The following is a 20,456-nucleotide window of genomic DNA, read 5'->3' as shown; positions in this document are numbered from 1 at the left end:
CCCGATCAGGCCGCGGCGCGGGCCGGCGCGCGACCGCCGGATTTCTTGCTGGCGCCGCCCCGCGCCGCAGAGATCTTGGTCGGTGCCTTGGTGGGCGCGCGCTTCGAAGTCGGCCGCTCCGTCGCGAGGCCAGCGCGCCAGCCCTGCCAGCTGAAGGCGCCGGGACCGGTCAGGGCGTAGATCAGGAACCCGCCCGCGAGGCCGAGATCGGCCAGCATCAGCGTCCGCTCGGCGACCGCCGCCGGCCCGACATATTGCCAGAACGCGTGCAGCATCACGGCCGTCACCGCCGCGAAGACCGCGAGGGCCAGCCCTGTCAGGCGCGGCAGCACACCGAGGATCAGGGCCAGCGGGCCGAACACCTGCACCACCACGGCGGCGGTCGCAACCGCGTTCGGGAATGGCATGCCGCTGCCGGCGAGGGTCAGCGCGAAGCCCGAGACGTTCAGCGCCCGCGCGATTCCGGTTGGCAGGAGTGCGGCGGCCAGGAGCAGGCGCGCGGCGAGAAGGGTTCCGTCCTGGGCGCGGGCGATCATGGTCGAGTCCGGTCGGCTGTTAGGGCTGACCGGAGGGTGCCGTATTGGTTTGAAGGCTGGGTTAAGTCCGAACGCTCAACCCGCCACCCCGCCCCGGAACAACCGGCCGCGCTCGGTCCAGAGCACCACCAGCAGCGCCAGGCCCCCGAGGGTAGCGTAGCCGATCCCGACCGGCAGCACGGTCCCGTCGAAGGCCTGGCCGATCACGTAACCCGAGAACGCCCCCAGCATCGTGGTGTAGAACCCGACGAACGACGAGGCCGTGCCCGCGATGGCGCCGAGCGGCTCGAGCGCCAGGGCGTTGAAGTTCGGCAGCGCGAAGCTCATCAGGAACTGGTTGGCCGCCAGGATCGACAGGAACGCCGCGAGCGGCGGGTGGCCGTGATAGGCGAGCCCGACGCCGACCTGGGCCAGGGCCACCAGCGTGAAGGCGATGATGCCGGCATGCGAGAGCGCCCGCATCCCGAGCCGCCTGACGATCCGGGCGTTGATCAGCGTCGCCGCCCCCATGGCGCCGGCCACCAGCCCGAAGGCCAGGGGGAACAGCGGCCCGAGATGGTACAGCCCGGTGTCGAACACCTGCTGGGCCGATCCGACATAGCCCATGATGCAGCCGGTGAGCAGGCCGAGCGCCGTGGCGTAGCCGATGGAGACCCGGGTCGTCACGGTGGTGCGCACCGCGTCCCAGGTCGCCCCGAGGGAGAGCGGGCGACGATATTCCGTGTGCAGGGTCTCCGGCATCCGCAGCGAGAACCAGGCGGTCAGCCAGAAGGCCAAAGCCAGCATCGAGACGAACACGTAGACCCACGACCCCAGCGCCAGCATCAGGCCGCCGATCGCCGGGGCGATCATGGGGACGATCAGGAAAACCATCATGGTGAGCGACATCACGCTCGCCATCTCGCGTCCGGCGAACCGGTCGCGCACGATCGCCACCGAGAGCACGCGCCCACCCGCTGCGCCGATGCCCTGGATGACCCGGGCCGCCAGCAGCCAGCCGAAGCTCGGCGCCACCATGGCGAGCCCGCAGCCCACGACGTAGATCGCAAGGCTCGCCAGGAGGACCTTCCGGCGCCCGAAGGTGTCCGAGATCGGCCCGTAGGCGAGCTGGGCGATTCCGAATCCCGCCATGAACACGTAAACGAGGAGCTGCAGCCGGTTCGGATCGGGCACGGAGAACCGGGCCTCGATCGCCGGGAAGGCCGGCAGCAGGTTGTCGATGGAGATGGCGGTGACCGCCATCATCAGCGCGATGATGGCGACGAACTCGGTGAAGCCCGGTCCCGACCGGGTCTGCGCGGCAGGAACGTCCTGGACCGGCGGGTTAGGCCGGATCGCGATTGTCACAATACGCCCTCGTGCTGCGAAGGAATCGCCCGACGGAGGCGCCCCCTTCGCGGCACGCTTATGGCCGACGTGCCTGCGCGGTGCAGCTCAGGCCGGCAGCGGGCGCAGGGCCGGCTCCCGGGGGTTGCGCCCGACGAAGCCCGCCATCAGGGCGGCGACCAGGCAGAGCAAGCCGGCCGACACGAAGGCGCCGAGATAGGTCCCGGTATCGGTCCGGACCATGCCGGCGAGCCAGGCGGCCGAGGCGGCGCCGATCTGGTGGGCGGCTGCGATCCAGCCGAACATCAGCGCGGCATTCTCCTCGCCGAAGGACTTTCCGGCGAGCTGCACGGTGGGCGGCACGGTGGCGATCCAGTCGAGCCCGTAGAACACCGCGAACAGGGATAGGCCGTAGAAGCTGAGGTCGAACGAGTAGGGCAGGAAGATCAGCGACAGGCCGCGTAGGCCGTAATACCAAGCCAAGAGCTTGCGGGAATCGAACCGGTCGGTGAGCCAGCCCGAGGCCGTGGTGCCGATCAGGTCGCAGATGCCCATCACCGCGAGCAGGCCCGCGGCCGTGACCTCGGCGATCCCGTGATCGATGCAGGCCGGAATCAGGTGGGTGCCGATCAGCCCGTTGGTCGAGGCGCCGCAGATGAAGAACGTGCCCGAGAGCAGCCAGAAATCCTTCGATTTGAGGCCGGTCCGCAGACCGCGCAGGGCACGCACCGCTGGGTTCTCGGTGAGCACCGGGGTCGGCGTGATCGTGGTCTCGCCGTAGCGGGGCAGGCCGAGATCGGCCGGCCGGTCGCGCAGCAGCAGGGCCGCCAGCGGGATCAGCAGCAGGGTCACGGCCGCAACCAGAAGCGAGACCGAGCGCCAGCCCGATCCGACGGCCAGCGAAGCCAGCATCGGCAGGAAGATCAGCTGCCCGGTGGCGCTGCTGGCGGTGAGCAGCCCGACCACGAGGCCGCGCCGCTTGCCGAACCAGCGGCCCGCCACGGTGGCGCCGAGCACGTTGGCGACCATGCCGGAGCCCGATCCGACCACGATGCCCCAGAGCAGCACCATCTGCCACGGCGCCGTCATCAGGCTGGTGGCGGCCGTGCCGACGGCTAGGACGAAGAGCGAGCAGCACACTGCGGTGCGCAGGCCGAAGCGCTCGATGATCGCCACCGCGAACGGCCCGATCATGCCGTACAGGAAGATGTTAAGCGCGATGCCGACGCTGATCGTGGCGGCCGTCCAGCCGAATTCCCGCTCCCACGGAACGATCAGCACGCTCGGCGTCGCGCGAACCCCCGCCCCGATCAGCAGCACCAGGAAGGTCACCGCGACCACGATCCAGGCATAGTGGAGGCGCGGCACGGGGGGCGGCGCGGGCAGCGTCTCGACGGGAACGGGCATGTTCGGGCTCCGGGGTGTTGAGACGGCCGGCGGCGTGTCAGGGGGCGGCTGTGAGGGCTTCGGTCAGAGCCGCGACGGCGGCGGGTTCAATTCGCGCGTTGATGCGCCCTTGCGCGACCCGCCAATGGGGGATTGCCGCCGCCAGGGCGGCGCGTCCGGCGTCCGTCAGCGAGACCACGCGAGCGCGCGCATCCGCTTCGCCGGCTTCGATCCGCACGAGGCCGCGCCGCTCCAACGGATCGAGGTTGCGGCCCATCGTGGTGCGTTCCAGGGCGGCTTCAGCGGCGAGCCGCGTCACCGGGCTGGGACCCAGACGGTCGAGCAGGCGCAGGATCGCGAATTGGGTGACGCGCAGCCCGCAGGGACGCAGCGCCTCGTCATAGATCGTGGTCACCGCCCGCGTGGCACGGCGCAGAGCGGAACAGGTGCAGGGCTCGCTCGGACGATCCGTCATCACGATGCGTGTATATGCACGGATATGCCGCACGACAAGCCGGCCCTGACGGTTCGGCCGGTTCGACATGCAGCGATAGGGAAATCCGTCACGCTGTCATCGACACGGCGGATCTCCCTGATAACGCTGCGCCGGCAGGCTCCCGGTTCGTGAGAGGCGCGATGACACTCGAAACTTCCACGGCGTTGTCGTCCTCGGAACAGAAATCGGCCCGGTCCGGACTCATCGAGGCTGCGGCCGAGATCGTGGCACAGAGGGGCGGCCCCGGCGGCTTCGTCCGCGACCTGTTCGGGCGCGTGACCCCCGAGGACGTGGCCCCCTACCCGGGCGATTCCTTGGCCGAGCTCGCGGTCCGCGCCCGCGCGTTCCTGTCAGAGCCGCGCAAGCCCGGCGATCCGGCCCGACTGCGCCTGAGCGACACCGAGCTTGTTCGGGACGGCCGGTCGCGCGAGGTGACGATCATCGAGGTCATCAACGACAACCGGCCGTTCCTGTTGGATTCGACCCTGGCCGAGCTGACCGAGCAGGGCCTGACGCCGGATCTCGTCGCCCACCCGATCCTCGGGGTCGAGCGCGACGCGTCCGGGGCGCTGGTGCGCGTGGTCGGCGAGACGACCGCGGATGCCCATGGCAGCCTGGCGCGCGAAAGCTTCATCCACCTCCATCTCGGCCGCCTCGACGGCGAGGCCCGGGCGCGGCTGGAGGAGGCCCTCGCTCAGGTCTATCGGGACGTGGCCCTGGCGGGCGACGACCACGACGCGATGCTAGCCCGCATCTCCGCACTGTCCGAAAGCCTGGGCCGCGCCCCCTCCCCGCTGCCGGAGGCCGAGGTCGCCGAGGCGCGCGCCTTCCTCGACTGGCTGACGGACGGGCAGTTCCTGGTGCTGGGCATGCGCCAGCACGGTATCGAGGGCGACGGCCATCCGCTGATCGAGGGCTCCAGCCTCGGGGTGCTGCGCGATCCGGGCGCCACGCCGCTGCGCCGGGGCCGGACGCCGGTCGACTACACGCCCGAGATCCTCGCCTTCCTGGAGGAGCCGCAGGCGCTGATCATCACCAAGGCGAGCGCGAAGTCCCGGGTCCACCGGGTCTCCTATCTCGACTATGTCGGCGTGAAGCTGTTCTCGAACACCGGCAAGCTGTCGGGCGAGGTGCGGATCGTCGGCCTGTTCACGGCCGCGGCCTATACCAGCCCGGCGCGCGAGGTGCCGGTCCTGCGCCGCAAGGTCGAGGCGGTGGCCGAGCGGGCCGGCCTGGACCCGACCAGCCATGCCGGGCGCAGCCTCCTGGCGGTCCTGGAGACCTATCCGCGGGACGAGCTATTCCAGATCGATATAGACCGGCTGTACCGGTTCACCCTGGCGATCGCCAACCTCGCCGACCGGCCGCGGCTGCGCGTGCTGTCGCGCCCGGACCGGTTCGGCCGCTTCGTCTCGCTGCTGGTGTTCGTGCCGAAGGACCGGTTCGACTCGACGGTGAGCGCCCGGATCGGCGCCTACCTGGCCGAGGCCTATGGCGGCCGCCCGAGCGCGGCCTACTCGGAACTGCCCGAAGGCCCGCTGGCCCGGACCCACTACATCATCGGTCTGCCGGAGGAGGGCATGCCCGAGCAGGACCCCGCAGCGCTGGAGGCCGGAATCGCCGCCCTGGTCCGCACCTGGGGCGACGCCCTCAGTGCGGCCCTGGCGGAGGCCCACGACGGCGGCCGGGCTCGCCGGCTCGCGTCGCGCTACGCGGAGGCGTTCACGGCGGCCTACCGGGACAACTTCCAGTCCGGTGCGGCGGTCGCCGACATCGCCATCCTGGAGGCACTGAGCGACGTGCAGCCGCGCGCGGTGCATCTCGGCCGCCGGGCGGGCGATTCGGATGCGCAGGTCCGCCTAAAGGTGTTCTCCCGCGGCACCGCGATCGCCCTCTCCGACCGCGTGCCGGTGCTGGAGAACCTCGGCTTCCGCGTCATCGATGAGCGAACCTACCAGGTCCGCCCGGCCGGGCTCGACGAATCCGCCCGGGTCTGGCTGCACGACATGCGGATCGAGCGGGCCAGCGGCGCCGCGATCGACCTTGCTACGCTGGAGCAGCCCCTCGAGGAGGCGATGCTGGCGCTGGCCGACGGTGCGGCGGAATCGGACGGCTACAACCGGCTGGTGCTGGAAGCCGCCCTGCCCTGGCGCGATGCCGCCCTGCTCCGGGCGCTCGGGCGCTACCTGCGCCAGCTGCGCATCCGCTACGGCCAGGACTACATGGCCGGAACGCTGAGCCGGCATCCCGGGATCGCCCGGGCGATCGTCAGCCTGTTCCGGACACGCTTCGACCCGCTGATCGACGGCGACCGGGCCGCACGCGAAGCCGAGACCCGTGCCCTGATCGAGGAGGCGCTCGGCGACGTCACCAGCCTGGATGACGACCGGATCCTGCGCCGGTTCGTCAATCTGGTCGAGGCCGCGGTGCGGACCAACTTCTTCCAGAAGGCCGAGGGTGATCGCCCCCGGGAGACGATCAGCTTCAAGTTCGCCTGCGCCAAGGTGACGGCGATGCCGCTGCCGCGGCCGTTCTTCGAGATCTTCGTCTATTCGCCCCGGGTCGAGGGCGTGCACCTGCGCTTCGGCTACGTCGCCCGCGGCGGCCTGCGCTGGTCCGACCGGCCGGAGGATTTCCGCACCGAGATCCTGGGCCTGGTGAAGGCGCAGCAGGTCAAGAACGCCGTGATCGTGCCTGTGGGCGCCAAAGGCGGCTTCTTCCCCAAGCGCCTGCCCCCGGCCTCGGACCGGGCGGCCTGGATGCAGGAGGGCACCGAGAGCTACCGGCTGTTCATCCGCACCCTGCTCGAACTCACCGACAACATCGTGGATCAGGCGATCGTGCCGCCGCCGGACACGGTGCGGCACGACCCCGACGACGCCTACCTAGTGGTGGCGGCCGACAAGGGCACCGCCACCTTCTCGGACATCGCCAACGCGCTTTCCCTGGAGAAGGGCCATTGGCTCGGCGACGCCTTCGCGTCCGGCGGAAGCCAGGGCTACGACCACAAGGGCATGGGCATCACCGCCCGGGGTGCCTGGGAGGCGGTGCGCCGCCACTTCCGCCAGATCGACATCGACGTCCAGACCGACCCGATCACCGTGGTCGGAGTCGGCGACATGTCCGGCGACGTGTTCGGCAACGGCATGCTGCTGTCCGAGAGCATCCGCCTGGTGGCGGCCTTCGACCACCGCGACATCTTCCTCGACCCGAACCCCGACGCGGCGAAGAGCTTCGCCGAGCGTAAGCGCCTGTTCGACCTCGGCCGCTCGTCCTGGGCGGATTACGACACGGCGCTGATCTCGCAGGGCGGCGGCGTGTTCGCGCGCAGCCTCAAGACCGTGCCGCTTTCTCCGGCCGTCCAAGCCGCCCTGGGGTTCGACCGGGCCGAGGCGACGCCGACCGAGCTGATGCAGGCAATCCTGAAGGCGCCGGCCGACCTGCTCTGGTTCGGCGGCATCGGCACCTACGTCCGCGCCACCGCCGAGACCGACGAGGATGCCGGCGACCGCGCCAACGACGCCGTGCGCATCACCGGGCCGGAGCTGCGGGTGAAGGCTGTCGGCGAGGGGGCCAATCTCGGCCTCACCCAACGCGGGCGCATCGAGGCGGCCCGGGCTGGGATCCGGCTCAACACCGACGCGATCGACAATTCCGCCGGCGTGAACACCTCCGACGTCGAGGTGAACATCAAGATCGCCCTCATGGTCCCCGAGCGGGATGGGCGGCTCGACTATGCGGCGCGCAACACATTGCTCGCCACGATGACCGACGAGGTCGGACGGTTGGTGCTGCGCAACAACGAATTGCAGACCCTCGCCCTGTCGCTCGCCCAGCGCGGCGGCCTCGGCGAGACCGGCTTCGCGATGCGCACCATGCAGGCGCTGGAGGCCGAAGGGCGCCTCGACCGCGCCGTGGAATACCTGCCCGACGATGCGACGATCACCGAGCGGATGCGCCGCGGCGAGGGGCTGACCCGGCCGGAATACGCCGTGCTGCTCGCCTACGGGAAGCTGTCGCTGCACGACGCGATCCTGGCCAGCACGGTGCCGAACGACCCGTATTTCGATCGCGAATTGCAGCGCTACTTCCCGAAGGCGCTCCGCGAGCAGTTCCCCGATGCCGTGAAGGGCCACCGGCTGCGCCGCGAGATCATCTCGACGGCGCTCGCCAACATCATCGTCAACCGCGGCGGCCCGTCCCTGGTCACCCGGCTGATCGACGGCACCGGGGCGGACGCCGCGACCATCGCCAAGGCCTACGCGATCACCCGCGACGCCTTCGGACTGATGGAGTTGAACCTCGCTATCGACGGTTTGGGCGGCGGCCTGTCCGGACAGGACCAGCTCGGCCTCTATGCCGAGGTGCAGGGCCTGCTTACCAACCGGATCGTCTGGTTCATTCGCAACCTCGACTTGACCGGGGGTCTCGCCCCCCTGGTTGCGCGCTACCGTGACGGCGTAGCGGCCGTGGAGGCGGCGTTGCCGAAGGTGCTCGACGCCGAGGCGCTCACCGCCATCGGCAACCGCGCGTCGGAGCTCGAAGGCCACGGCATGGCCCGGCAGCAGGCCCGGCGGCTCGCCTCCCTCGACGCCCTGATATCCGCGCCCGACATCGTCCGCGTCGCCGAGGCCAGCGGCCGCCCGGTCGAGGAGGTGGCGGCGACGCATTTCGCCCTGGAACACGCGTTCCGCCTCGACGAGCTCGCCGCCGCGGCGCGAACCGTGCCGGTGGCCGATACGTTCGACCGGGTCGCGCTGGAGCGCGCGGTGGCCGGCATCGCCGCCGCGCACCGCAAGCTCACGGCCGAGGTGGTGGCCGATCTCGGCGCCGGGCCCGAGGCGGTCGAGGCCTGGGCCAAGGCCCGGGGCGCGCCGCTGGTCCGCATCCGTGATGCTGTCGACGCGATCAGCGCCTCGGGCCTCACTGTCTCAAAGGCCACGGTGGCGGCGAGCCTGCTCGGCGATCTGGTCCGGGCGGATTGAAGGGTCGCCCGGTGGTCAGGCGCCCGGCGTCGAGGCGGAGAAAATCCGGCGGCCGCTTCGGCTGACGGCGGTGACCGTCAGGCCGAGGCCCAGGATCGAGACGGCGGCTGCGAGCAAGGGAAGCTGGCCGTAGCCCGCCCCGAACGTCAGGGCGGTGCCGCCGATCCAGGCGCCGGTGGCGTTGCCGAGGTTGAACGCACCCTGATTCAGCGTAGAGGCAAGGTTCGGCGCGTCGCTGGCGGCCTCGACCACCCAGATCTGCAGCGGCGAGACCAGCGCGAAGGCGAGGCCGGACCACAGGACCAGCACGGCGACGGTCGGGATGGCGTGGTGGGCGACCGCCGCCAGGACCAGCAGCACCGCGACGATGCCGATGAACCCGCCGATGATCGTGGCCATCAGGCCCCGATCGGCGAAGTGGCCGCCCGCGAGGTTGCCGACCGTGAGGCCGATACCGGCGGCGAACAATACCCCGGTGACGCCCTGCGACGAGAACCCGGTCACGCCGGTGAGGAACGGCGTGATGTAGGTGAACACCGTGAAGAAGCTGACCGAGGAGAGGGTCGAGATCAGCATCGGCCGCAGCACCGGCCAGCGCCCCAGCGCCCGGAACTCCTTGACCAGGCCGCCGCGGGTACCGGGCAGGCCGGCGGGCACGAACAGCTGGATCGCCAGCCCGGCCAGCAGGCCGATCACCACCACGGCCCAGAAAGTCGAGCGCCATCCGGTGACCTGACCCAGGGCCGTTCCCAACGGCACACCGAGGACGTTGGCCAGGGTCAGCCCGGCGAACATCAGCGAAACCGCCTGGGTCCGCTTCTCGCGCGGCACCAGATCGCGCGCCACCACGGCGCCGATGCCGAAGAACGCCCCGTGCGCGAAGGCGGTGACGATCCGGGCCGCCATCAGCAGGCCGTAGCTCGGCGCCAAGGCGCAGCCGACGTTGCCGATCAGGAAGACCGCCATCAGGGCGAGCAGGGCCGTCTTCCGGGGCAAGCCCGCGGTGGCGATCGCCACGATCGGCGCGCCGACAACGACGCCCATGGCGTAGCCGGACACGAGGTAGCCGGCCTGTGGGATGGTGACACCGAAGCCGTGCGCCACCTCCGGCAACAGGCCCATGATGACGAATTCGGTGGTGCCGATGCCGAATGAAGCGACGGCAAGGGCGAGGATCGGCAGGGACAGCACGTCGGCTTCCTTCGTTCAGACGGCGGGCGTCGCGTTGTGCAACGCAGCATGATGAAGGATGGAGCAGCGCGCGCTTTTGCATAGCGATGCACACGCGACGCACGGTTGCGCCGCGCGCAAGGTGTCGGCCGTCGATCCCGGGCGATCAGGCCCGAGTGCTGCCGCGCTCGATCAGCCGAGGCGGGATCAGCACGCGCTCGCCGAGGGCGGTTTCAGGCCCGGACATCCGGGCGATCATGGCCAGCGCCGCCTCGACCAATGCCGGCACGTCCTGGTCGAAGCTCGTGAGATCGTAGCCGCTCCACCCCGCCGCCGGAATGTCGTCGTAGCCGATCACGCGGACCTCGTCGGGGACGCTACGGCCAGCGCGCCGCAGCGCGTCAATCGCGCCCAGAGCGCAGAGGTCGTTGGCGCAGAAGACGCCGTCGAACGGGGCGTCCGCGCGGATCCGCATCGCCGCCTCGGCGCCGCCCTCATACGTGTAGGCGGATCCCGCGACGTGCGGCTCCGGCAGTCCTGCCGCGCGCAGTCCGTCGCGAAAGCCCGCGAGCCGCTCGGCGCTGGCCGGGCTGTCCGCCGGACCGGCGAGGAAGGCCGGATGGCGCACGCCCCGGTCGTGAAGGAGCGCGGCGGCCTGCCGACCTCCCAGCGCGTTGTCCGAGCCGACCGAGCCGATGCGCTCGGCCGTCACCGGGGTATTGAACGAGACGACCGGGATTCGAGAGGCCGAGAGCGTCTCGGCGGCGTCCTGCGACAGGACCGCCAGGGCGCTGACGATCGCATCGACCCGGTACTGGGCGAGGCGCGCGGCAACGGCATCGAGGGTGTAGTCGCTGTCGACCGGGACCAGCACGATCTGGTTGCCGGCTTCCCGGAGCCGCGCCGCAAAGATCTGGACGACGCGCGCGTAGAACGCGTTCTCCAGGCCCCCGACCACGAGGGCCACGAGGCCCGACCGATCGGTCAGCATGATCCTGGGGATCAGGCTCGGCTGAAAGCCCAGGGTCTCGGCCGCCGCCAGGACCTTGTCGCGGGTCCGGGCCGACACGCTGGCACCCGGCGTGAAGGTGCGGGACACCGCCGATTGCGAGACCCCGGCGAGGCGGGCGACCTCGACCGATGTCGGGTAGCGCTTCAAGACCATGATGTGCGTGCATCGCTTCGGGAGAGAACGCGCTTAGAGCGTGTTATGAACCTGTCATAAGTCGTTCGGCCTGTTTCAGCATGAGACAGACGAAGGCGACCATATGAAGTCCTGCCAGCGTGCTGGCATAACGCTCGTAATCCTTGACCAGGCGCCGACAGCGCGTCGCCCAGGCGAAGGACCGCTCCACCACCCAGCGACGCGGCAGCAGGATAAACCCGCGTTTGGCCTCGGGCGCCTTGACCACCTCCAGGGCGATACCGTGCGCCTGGGCCGCGTCCGCCGCCCGCGCGCCGGTGTAGCCCTGATCGACGAAGCCCGTCTCGACGCTTCCGTCCGTCTCCGCTTGCACAGCGCCGGTCAGGCGATCGACCTCGCCGCGATCGTCGGCATCGGCCGGGGTGACATGCAGCGCCACCACGTGGCCTGGCGTGTCCACCGCCAGATGCACCTTCGAACCGCGCTTGCGCTTGGCCCCGTCGTAGCCCGCCCGCTCGCCGCTCTCGGGCGAGGACCGCAGCGTCCGGCTGTCCAGGATCACCGCAGACGGCTCCGGCTTGCGATCCCCTGCCATGCGTAGAACCGCCCGTAGATCCCCGGCCACATCGGTGAAGCACTCCGCAGCCAGCCAGCGCTGCGTCTGCTGGTACACCGCCGCCCACGGCGGCAGGTCGTGCGGCATGAACCGCCACGGCGCCCCCGTCTTCACGATGAACCGCAAGCCGTTGAACACCTCGCGCAGGTCGTGGTCACGCTGGCCCGAACTCTCCCGCAGCAGCGCCAGATACGGCGCAACCAGCGCCCATTCCTCATCGGACACGTCAGAGGGATAGCCGGCACGACCTGCGCTCATGCCCAAAAACGCAAACCTCACCCATTCAGTTCATAACAGCCTCTAGGTTGCGCGCCCCGTCCGGCGTGTCACGCTCCGAAGCGTCCCCTGTCAAACGGAGGCCGTGCGTCCGGGTCGAATCCTACTCGGCTGGGACCTTCTTGCGTCCCCGCGTCTTCGGTGCGGTCGGAGCCGGCTCCTCCGGCGCAGGCGCGGCCGCCGCTCCCCGGGACTTGCGCCGTTGCTGGCCGAGGCCGAGGGCGCGGGCGAGTTCGGATCTCTGGGCCGAGTAGCTCGCCGCCGTCATCGGGTAGTCCCGCGGCAAGCCCCATTTCTCGCGATACGCCTCCGGGCTGAGCCCGCGCAGCGTCAGATGGCGGCGCAACGTCTTGTAGGGCTTACCGTCTTCGAAACTGACGATGTAGTCGTGCGTGATGGATTTCCGGATCTGCGCCGGGCTCATCTTTTCCACGACGGTCGTCGTCGATGACCCCGAAGCCGCGAGGCTGTTCAGGGCCGCGTGTATGCCGCCGATCAACCCTGGAAGTTCCGAGGGTGGCACCGAATTGTTGGACACATAGGCCGCGATGATATCGACCGCTAGGTCAATGTGTTCGGCCTGCTCAGCTTCAGCGCTATCGTTCACGTTGAACCTCTGTCGTAGCAACTATCCGGTGCGGCGTATCCCGTACGGAATATGACGAATTCTGGGATAGGCTAACGGATCCGCGATAAAAGCTCAATCGCAACTTTCTTGCAGTATCGAAATTTAGGAGTGACTGCACCGGGGCTGTAACAGCCGTCGGGGCTCGGTGTTGACCGCGCATTAACCAAGCGGGCGCTAGCTTGCGTTAACCATATCGGCGACCGCGCAGGCGGCGGCGTGATCTGTTGATCCCGGCTCTTGGCGCCCGGGGCTTAGGTGGAGGCCAAGAACAGGTGCGGATGGCGGGCGCTGATCGGCGGCGACGGCAGGAGATGCGGCTCGCCTTTGCGGCGCTGACGCTCGCGCTCTCCGCATCGCCGTCCGCAGGCCAGCGCTTCGACGCGATCAGCCCGGTCACCGGCCAACCCGACAATCCCGGGATCGGGCAGGACACGGCGCCCAACGGCCTTCCCGCGCTCCGGCGGCGCGTGCCGGACGGACTGTCCCGCGACGACGGACCCGCATCCACCGGTGGTGACGCCACGAGCGGCGAGCGGACCGGCGGCGACAGCCTGCGCTCCCCCCTCTCCCCGGCGATCCCGACCCAGACTCAGCCGGGGCTCTCGCAGCTCGGCACCCGCATCACCGGCGGCGGCCAGCGCACTGGTGGGTCCACCACGGCCCCAAACAACCGGACGCCGTCGAGTCTGCTGCGCACCCGCGCCGCGCCGCCCCGGCGCATCGGCTCCCCGACCCGCCGGGTCACCCAGGAGGTGACACAGGTTCCGGCCCCCGCTCTGCGCCTGACCCCGGTGGTTCAGCAGGCCGTCGTCGGCGTGCCGGTGTCGCAGGTCCTGGCGTCGCGCCCGATCCTTCCGCTCTTCGCGATCACTCCGGCGCTAGGTCTGCTGACGCCCGGCTTCATCCTCGGCACGGACCTGGCGCGGCCGATCCCGACCGACCCGGCCTACGCACCGATCGGCTATCGGATCGGGACCTTCACGGTGCTGCCGAGCTTCACGCAGAGCATCGGGTACGATTCGAACCCGGACCAGACCAGCCGTCAGCTCGCCAAGGGATCGGTGGCCCTGCGTACCGAAGCGGCCGTCGACTTCCGCAGCGACTGGTCGTCGAGTTCGTTCCAGGGAGCGCTACGCGGTTCCTACCTGGAGACGCCCCAGAACGAGGCCGCCAGCCGGCCGGCCGCGGACGGAACGGTGCGCCTGCGTATCGACGTCAACCGCGACCTTCACGTCGATGCCGAAGGCCGGTTCTTGGTCGACACGCAGCGCACGTCGAGCCCGAACCTGCAGGCAGCCGCGGCGACCAGCCGGCCGCTGCTCGCGGTCTACGGCACGTCCCTCGGTGCCACGGAGACGTTCAACCGGCTTTCCGTGACCCTGCGCGGCTCGGTCGATCGCTCCCAGTTCGACAACGCTCAGCTCCCGGGCGGCGTGACCATCAACCAGGCCGACCGCAACCTGAACCAGTACAGCCTGCAGCTGCGCACGGCCTACGAGGTCAGCCCGGACCTGAGTCCATTCGTGGACCTCCTCGGCGATACCCGCGTCTACGACCTGCGCCGCGACACCAACGGCATTCAACGCGATTCCGACGGCATCGCACTCATGGTCGGAGCGAGCTTCGGGCTGGCCCGCTCGATCACTGGCGAAATCTCCGCCGGCATCCAGCACCGCTCCTACGTCGACCCGTCTTTGCGGGCGATCGACGCGCCGCTGGTCAATGCCGCGCTGGTCTGGTCCCTCAGTCCGCTCACCACGGTCCGCCTCACCGCGGCGACGGGTGTGACCGAGACCACCGTGCTCGGCTCCAGCGGCATCTTCACCGAGGTCGCGACCCTGGAGCTCCAGCACGATCTGCTGCGCAACCTGTCGATCGTCTTCGGGGGCTCGTTCCTGAAGAACGACTATCAGGGCAGCACCATCCGCGAGAACGGCTTCTCCGCCACGGCGCGCCTCGACTACCGGTTTACACGCTGGCTGACCTTGCGCGGCACCTACATCTACCAGCAGATCGACAGCACGGTGGCGGGCTCAAGCTTCCGCGACAACACCTTCCTGCTCGGCGTGCGCGTGAATCCCTGAACCACCCTCAGAATCGCTCGACCCAGGGGCGCAGCTCGAGCTCCGTCGTCCAGGCGCTGCGGTCCTGGCGCAGCAGGTCGCGGTAGGCGCGGGCGATGGCATCCGGATCGAGATGGCTGTCGGGGGCGTCCACCGGCTCACCGCCGCGCGCCGGGTTCCGGATGGCGCCATCGATCACCACGTGGGCGACATGGATGCCCTGCGGCTGCAGCTCGCGGGCGAGGCTCTGGCCGAGTCCCCGCAGGGCGAACTTGCCCATCGCGAAAGGCGCTGAGCCGGCAAAGCCCTTCACGCTGGCCGACGCGCCTGTGAGCAGGATCGCCCCGTGCCGGTGCGGCAGCATCCGGCGTGCTGCCGCCTGCGCCACCAGAAAGCCGCCATACGCGGACACCATCAGCGACTGCGCCACCGCTGCCGGATCGAGGTCGACCACCGGGCCGCGCAGCCGACCGCTGGCATTGTAGACCACCACGTCGGGCGGGCCACCCAGCGCCGGCTCCATCCGGGCGAACAGGGCCTCGACCTGGCCGGGGTCGCTCGCATCGCAGGCGTGGATTGCGGCGCCGGTCTCGGCCGCCAGCGCGGCGAGCTTGTCGATATTGCGGGCCGCGAGGCCGACCTTCAGCCCGTCCACCGCCAGCAGTCGGGCGAGCGACGCGCTGAGGCCCGAGCCGGCTCCGACGATCAGCGCGCGGGAATAATGCGGTGTCATGGGCGGACGCTCCGTTCGATCCTGTGAGGATGCCGCGCGGCGCCGCTTCTTCAAGCCCTCGCTCGCTTCAGCCCTCACGCGCGGCGCACGGCGAAGAACCTGCGCAGCAACAGGGCCGCCTCGGTCTCGCGGAACCCGCCATAGACCTCCGGGGCGTGGTGGCAGGTCGGCTGGTTGAAGACACGCGGGCCGTGCTCGACGCCGCCGCCCTTGGGATCGGGGGCGCCGTAATAGAGCCGCCGGATCCGGGCGAACGAGATCGCGCCGGCGCACATCGGACATGGTTCGAGGGTGACGTAGAGATCGCAGCCGGTCAGGCGCTCGTCGCCGATGGCCGCACAGGCGGCGCGGATCGCCAGGATCTCGGCGTGGGCGGTCGGATCGTGCAGGGCCCGCGGCTGGTTATGGGCGACGGCCAGCACCACGCCGTCGCGCACGATCACCGCCCCGACCGGAACCTCGCCGGCCTCAGCGGCCGCGCGCGCCGCTGTGAAAGCACGGTCGAACGCCCCCGCGGTGTTCGCGGTTTCGTGCTCAGCGTCCTGGATCGGATCGACCGTCACGGTGTTTATCACCCCATCGCCGGGACAGGCACCGACCGGCGCCGGAAACCGATCCAGGTCAATGTTAATGCCTGGAACATTCCCCTCATCGTCACCGTTGCCTTTACGATTGCGGCGCCGCCGCGAGAGATTGTACGGAAGGAAACGCCATGAGCAGCACCACGGACAAGATCAAGGGCGCCGCCAACGAGGCCCTCGGCAAGGCCAAGCAGGGCCTGGGCGACGTGACCAACAATGACAAGATGAAGGCTGACGGCGCGGCTCAGGAGCTCAAGGGCAAGGCCCAGAGCACCGTGGGCGACGCCAAGGGCGCCGTGAAGTCGGCCACCGACAAGATCTGATCGTTCAGGCTAGATCTGATCGCTCGGGCAAGATCTGATCCTTGAGGATCGATGGGATCGGAATCCACATCTCGCGGGTTCCGATCCTGAACCGGCTGAACTTCGCGAGGATGCCATGATCGGTTGGGCTATCACGTTTCTCGTCGTCGCCCTCGTGGCGGCGCTCCTGGGTTTCGGCGGCATCGCCGGCACGGCCGTCGAGGCGGCCAAGATCGTCTTCTTCGTGGCGATCGCCCTGTTCCTGATCTCCGCCGTGTTCGGGGTGATGCGGGGGAGATCCCCGAGGCTTTGAACGGCGCTCCGCGGCGCGGATCTTTCGGGGCGGTCCGGCCGGGCCGCCCCTTTTGCGTTCGCGGGCTGCGCGTTGTCAGGTTGTGCATCCGTGGATGCTCAACCCGTCTCGCCTGTCCGGGCCGGCTCTGATATGGCCGGCTCATGAGTGACTTGCCGAAAGACGACGGTCCGGGGGCTTCTGCCCAGCCGGACACCGACACCACGCGGACCGAGCGCTGGACGCCCGCAACCGACGCGGGCAGCGAATCCGAGACGAAGCCGAAGGGTAAGTCTTCGCAGAGCGAACCGCGGCCGCCTCAGCAGCCGGTCGCTGCCGAGCCCGTTGCCGAGGACGCCGCCGAGGCCGCGGAACCGGAGGCCGAGGCGCCGACCCCTCCGGGCGAACGCATCGCCAAGGCGATGGCGCGGGCGGGCATCGCCTCCCGCCGCGACGCGGAGGCGATGATCCTGGCCGGTCGCGTGAGCGTCAACGGCGAGACCCTGACCTCCCCGGCGCGAAACGTCTCCGACGACGATACGATCCTGATCGACGGCGAGCGCATGCCGGCGCGCGAGCGCAGCCGCCTGTGGATCTTCCACAAGCCGCGCGGCCTCGTGACCACGGCCCGGGACCCGGAAGGCCGCCAGACGGTGTTCGAAGTCCTGCCCGAAGATCTGCCACGGGTGGTCGCGGTCGGCCGGCTCGACATCAACACCGAAGGCCTGCTGCTTCTCACCAACGACGGCGGTCTCGCGAAGGTGATCGCCCATCCCGATACCGGCTGGCTGCGCCGCTACCGCGTCCGCGCCCACGGCGACACCGACCAGGCCCAGCTCGACAAGCTGGCGAAGGGCGTGACCATCGACGGGATGGAGTACGGCCCAATCGAGGCGACCCTCGATCGCGTCCAGGGCGACAACCTCTGGCTCACGCTAGGCTTGCGCGAGGGCAAGAACCGCGAGGTCAAACGCATCCTCGAGCATCTCGGCCTTTCGGTGAACCGGCTGATTCGCCTGTCGTTCGGGCCGTTCCAGCTCGGCGACCTCGAAGTCGGCCTGGTCGAGGAGGTGCGCATGCGCGTGCTGAAGGACCAGCTCGGCAAGGCGCTGGCCGAACAGGCCGGGGTCGATTTCGAGAGCCCCGTGCGCGAGCCGATCGGCGCCTTCGGCAGCCCCAAGAAGGCCGAGCGCGCATCGGCGCCCTCGAGCACCCGCAATGCCGCGCGTCCCGCGCCGGCACCCCGGGTCTCGACCGGTGGGGCTGGCTCCGGTCCGCGCCGCTCCGCGTGGCGGTCGGATGAGGAATCCGGCAAGCCGCGGGCGGCCCGCGTACCGCGCCGGGGCGAGGATCCCCGCGCGTCCCAGGCAGCCGCGGCCGAGCGCGGTCACGAGCGGGTCGGCTCGATTCGCACCGGTGATCGTCGCGTCGTGGTCGAGCGCCTGTCGGCGAGCCCGGTTGCGCCGGCGCCGGAGGAGCAGCCCCGGCGTCGCTACGCCGATCGCGGCGCCCCCGATGGCGCACAGCGGGGCGCGCCCGGCCGCTCGGATCGCGAGAGCTGGGGCAATCGCGGGCCGGCTCCGCGGATTGACAGAGGTGCGAGCGATCGGCCGGGGTTCGGTGACCGTTCCGGGCCACGCGACGCCCCCCGGGGCGCGCCTGGCCGACGGGACGACGCGCGACGGGACGACACGCGACGGGACGATCGCCGTGACGGCAGGCCGCCCGAACGCCGGGATCGGCCGTTCGGAGGTTCGACTGCAGACGGCCCGCCCCGCGGCAATGGCGGTTTCCGGAGCGAGCGCTCCGGCCCTGGGGGCAAGCCGGCCTTCGGCGGACCGAAGCCGGCGGGCGCGCGACCCGGCGGCAAGCCCGGTGGATTTGGCGGCAAGCCCGGCGGGTTCGCGGGGAAGAGCGGGGGCTTCGCCGGGAAAAGCTCTGGCGGTTTCGGGGGCAAGAGTGCTGGCGGGTTTGCCGGCAAGGGCCCGGGCGGCAAGCCGGGCGGGCGTCCGGGCGGCTTCAAGGGCGGCGGCAAGCCCGGCGGCGGTGGTGGCGGCGGTGGCGGTCGTCCGCCGCGCGGAGGCCGATGAGGATCGTCGGCGGCGCGTGGCGCGGCCGCAAGCTCGCGACCCCGCGCTCCGACGCGATCCGGCCGACCTCCGACCGGCTCCGGGAATCGCTGTTCAACGTGCTGACCCACGCCTACGACGAGGTCGTCGCCGGGGCGCGGGTGCTGGACCTGTTCGCCGGCACTGGAGCGCTGGGCTTCGAAGCGCTGTCGCGCGGCGCGGCCTACGCCCTGCTGGTCGATGAGGGGGCCGAGGCCCGGGCGGTGATCCGGTCGAACATCGAGGCGTTCGGCGCCGAGGGCGTGACTCGGCTGTTCCGGCGCGACGCGACGCGCCTCGGTCCGGCCGGGACCACGGCTCCGTTCTCGCTGGTCTTCTGCGATCCACCGTACAATCGTGGGCTTGCGCCCCAGGCGCTGGCAAGCGCGGCCGGCGGGGCCTGGCTGTCGCCGGGCGCCCTGGCCGTGGTGGAGGAGGCGGAGGGCGTTCAACTGGACTGGCCCGAGAACTTCACCGCGCTGGAGCGGCGGGTCTACGGCGACACGGCGGTATCGGTGGCGCGCTTCGCCGGCTGACGGCGCGTCGGTCGCGAACGCCCGCCCCGCGTTCGGGCCTGAAATGTATCGCGAGCCAGATCGCCGGCGGATCAGCCTGTTCGACGCGGTGCCGACGACGGGGCTCGATCAGGACGGTTCGCGAGTTCACACGGTTCGCCGGCTCCGTCTCGTCGGCCAAGCGCAACGCGGGAGATCTCTCGCAAGCATCGCAACCCCTTCGCCATGGGGCTGGTCGTCTTCGAATCCAGGCGGGCTCGCCTGTCCCGTCGAAACGATGTGCTCAGCGCAGCCCCAGCGCCGACTACCGAACGGTGACGACGTCCTCAGAGGCCGCAAGGTCGCGATCGGCGTAGAGGTTCGTCAGGTCCAAAGCAGACATCGCCGTCGCCTCCAGAAACAACTTCGCGAGACGACGTGTGCGAACGGCCGGGGCCGGTCAGCCGATGTCGGTCAGGCTATCAGGCCGACGGTGCGGCGGCGCCGTTGGTGACAATCCGCTGCGGGGCGCTGTCCGCGGCAGCGGGACCATGGCCGATCCGGGCCGCGGACTTCACGAGCGCAATGACGTCCCGGCGCATCTGATCGTCGCCGATCTGGTTGTAGGCGCGGAGCAGTTCCACGGCACCGGCGATCCGGAGCAGCGTCGGGCCGTTCTCGGAGGCGGCCTCCGGCTCGGGTTCAAAGAAGCTTGAGACCGGGACGCCGAGGCGCTCGGCAATCGCCTGAAGGCGCCCCGCGCCGACGCGGTTCTTGCCGGTCTCGTACTTCTGGACCTGCTGGAAGCTGACGCCCAGCGCGCTCGCCAGTGCGGATTGGCTCAGCCCGTTGGCCGCGCGCAGGAACGCGATGCGGCTGCCGACCCCGTGATCGATGGCCGTGGTCTGTTTCGGCTTGGGGGTTGGGTTGGACATGGTGGAGAGTCCGAACTTCTTCAGGTTGCGGCAGGCGTGTGGTCGTGCGGAACTTAGCCGCCGCTCACAACCCACAGGTGCAACATTGAGCGGCCAAGGTCCAGCCGAGCCGCATGTTGATGCCACAGTGCAGCCGAGTGTGCAACGAATGGTCACGCTTGCGCGACCATGCAGTGTGAGCATAGCCGCCTCGGTTTCTCAATGACTTCAAGGCGATCGACACAGAGTGCGACGGCCCATCAATTCTGACGACACCGACTACGCAGACGGGGACTTCTCGCAACCGGTCGCCTTTGCACGATTGCCTACTGCGCAAGTGATTCGGTTTTGCCTAAACTGACGGGATGCGGATCGGCGCCGATGCGCTCGGCGCGGATCCTTGACG

Annotated in this window: 17 protein-coding genes; 6 read left to right on the top strand and 11 right to left on the bottom strand. The window is 70.0% G+C overall.

Annotation, left to right across the window (positions count from 1 at the left end; all coding sequences use genetic code 11):
- Positions 1-5: 5 nt before the first annotated feature.
- The 4 genes from ACYQPG_RS10720 to ACYQPG_RS10705 all read right to left on the bottom strand — a co-directional run bounded on the left by ACYQPG_RS10720 (position 6) and on the right by ACYQPG_RS10705 (position 3,792).
- Positions 6-536 carry a DoxX family protein gene (locus ACYQPG_RS10720; protein ID WP_461230904.1) on the bottom strand — a complete coding sequence of 177 codons (531 nt, stop codon included), beginning with the start codon at positions 534-536 and terminating at the stop codon, positions 6-8.
- A gap of 75 nt (positions 537-611) precedes the next feature.
- Complete coding sequence (locus ACYQPG_RS10715; protein ID WP_461230903.1) at positions 612-1,883, bottom strand: multidrug effflux MFS transporter; 1,272 nt, start codon at positions 1,881-1,883, stop codon at positions 612-614.
- 87 nt (positions 1,884-1,970) lie between these two features.
- On the bottom strand, positions 1,971-3,269 hold the full coding sequence (locus ACYQPG_RS10710) for an MFS transporter (RefSeq protein ID WP_147909775.1): 1,299 nt from the start codon (positions 3,267-3,269) through the stop codon (positions 1,971-1,973).
- A 37-nt stretch (positions 3,270-3,306) separates the two neighbouring features.
- Positions 3,307-3,792: a MarR family winged helix-turn-helix transcriptional regulator gene (locus ACYQPG_RS10705; protein ID WP_461230902.1), complete on the bottom strand. Its 486-nt coding sequence runs from the start codon at positions 3,790-3,792 to the stop codon at positions 3,307-3,309.
- A 92-nt stretch (positions 3,793-3,884) separates the two neighbouring features.
- Between ACYQPG_RS10705 and ACYQPG_RS10700 the strand changes: the two genes are divergently transcribed.
- Positions 3,885-8,729 (top strand): NAD-glutamate dehydrogenase, encoded by a 4,845-nt coding sequence (locus ACYQPG_RS10700; RefSeq protein WP_461230901.1) that lies wholly within the window; start codon positions 3,885-3,887, stop codon positions 8,727-8,729.
- 15 nt (positions 8,730-8,744) lie between these two features.
- On the opposite strand, the gene ACYQPG_RS10695 is transcribed toward ACYQPG_RS10700, so the two are convergent.
- The 4 genes from ACYQPG_RS10695 to ACYQPG_RS10680 form a co-directional block, all read right to left on the bottom strand.
- Entirely contained in the window at positions 8,745-9,920 is a 1,176-nt protein-coding gene (locus tag ACYQPG_RS10695; protein WP_147909773.1) for an MFS transporter, read from the bottom strand.
- Positions 9,921-10,065: 145 nt separating this feature from the next.
- Positions 10,066-11,064 carry a LacI family DNA-binding transcriptional regulator gene (locus ACYQPG_RS10690; RefSeq protein ID WP_461230900.1) on the bottom strand — a complete coding sequence of 333 codons (999 nt, stop codon included), beginning with the start codon at positions 11,062-11,064 and terminating at the stop codon, positions 10,066-10,068.
- Positions 11,065-11,107: 43 nt separating this feature from the next.
- Entirely contained in the window at positions 11,108-11,917 is an 810-nt protein-coding gene (locus tag ACYQPG_RS10685; protein ID WP_461230899.1) for an IS5 family transposase, read from the bottom strand.
- A 121-nt stretch (positions 11,918-12,038) separates the two neighbouring features.
- Positions 12,039-12,542: a Ros/MucR family transcriptional regulator gene (locus ACYQPG_RS10680; protein WP_461230898.1), complete on the bottom strand. Its 504-nt coding sequence runs from the start codon at positions 12,540-12,542 to the stop codon at positions 12,039-12,041.
- 332 nt (positions 12,543-12,874) lie between these two features.
- Between ACYQPG_RS10680 and ACYQPG_RS10675 the strand changes: the two genes are divergently transcribed.
- Entirely contained in the window at positions 12,875-14,647 is a 1,773-nt protein-coding gene (locus ACYQPG_RS10675; protein ID WP_419830017.1) for an outer membrane beta-barrel protein, read from the top strand.
- Between the two features lie 7 nt (positions 14,648-14,654).
- Here ACYQPG_RS10675 and ACYQPG_RS10670 read toward each other — a convergent pair whose 3' ends face one another.
- Positions 14,655-15,359 (bottom strand): SDR family NAD(P)-dependent oxidoreductase, encoded by a 705-nt coding sequence (locus ACYQPG_RS10670; protein WP_461230896.1) that lies wholly within the window; start codon positions 15,357-15,359, stop codon positions 14,655-14,657.
- Between the two features lie 74 nt (positions 15,360-15,433).
- The gene (locus ACYQPG_RS10665; RefSeq protein ID WP_419829383.1) at positions 15,434-15,922 is read right to left on the bottom strand and encodes a nucleoside deaminase; all 489 of its coding nucleotides are present in this window, start codon (positions 15,920-15,922) and stop codon (positions 15,434-15,436) included.
- 149 nt (positions 15,923-16,071) lie between these two features.
- Here ACYQPG_RS10665 and ACYQPG_RS10660 point away from each other — a divergent pair, with 149 nt between their 5' ends.
- From ACYQPG_RS10660 to rsmD, 4 genes are all read left to right on the top strand, one after another.
- Entirely contained in the window at positions 16,072-16,263 is a 192-nt protein-coding gene (locus ACYQPG_RS10660) for a CsbD family protein (RefSeq protein ID WP_147857530.1), read from the top strand.
- Positions 16,264-16,378: 115 nt separating this feature from the next.
- Complete coding sequence (locus ACYQPG_RS10655) at positions 16,379-16,555, top strand: DUF1328 domain-containing protein (RefSeq protein WP_007558816.1); 177 nt, start codon at positions 16,379-16,381, stop codon at positions 16,553-16,555.
- A 143-nt stretch (positions 16,556-16,698) separates the two neighbouring features.
- Positions 16,699-18,624: a pseudouridine synthase gene (locus ACYQPG_RS10650; RefSeq protein WP_461230895.1), complete on the top strand. Its 1,926-nt coding sequence runs from the start codon at positions 16,699-16,701 to the stop codon at positions 18,622-18,624.
- A complete protein-coding gene (gene rsmD / locus ACYQPG_RS10645; RefSeq protein ID WP_147908484.1) occupies positions 18,621-19,178 on the top strand; it encodes a 16S rRNA (guanine(966)-N(2))-methyltransferase RsmD in 558 nt (185 codons plus the stop codon). Before ACYQPG_RS10650 ends, rsmD begins: the two co-directional genes overlap by 4 nt.
- A 440-nt stretch (positions 19,179-19,618) precedes the next feature.
- On the opposite strand, the gene ACYQPG_RS10640 is transcribed toward rsmD, so the two are convergent.
- Entirely contained in the window at positions 19,619-20,071 is a 453-nt protein-coding gene (locus ACYQPG_RS10640; RefSeq protein ID WP_147908485.1) for a helix-turn-helix domain-containing protein, read from the bottom strand.
- Between the last annotated feature and the right edge of the window lie 385 nt (positions 20,072-20,456).

This window comes from Methylobacterium sp. CM6246 (genome assembly GCF_054818005.1).
The sequence above is the reverse complement of the archived record's forward strand: the minus strand, read 5'-3'. Positions and strand labels throughout refer to the sequence as shown.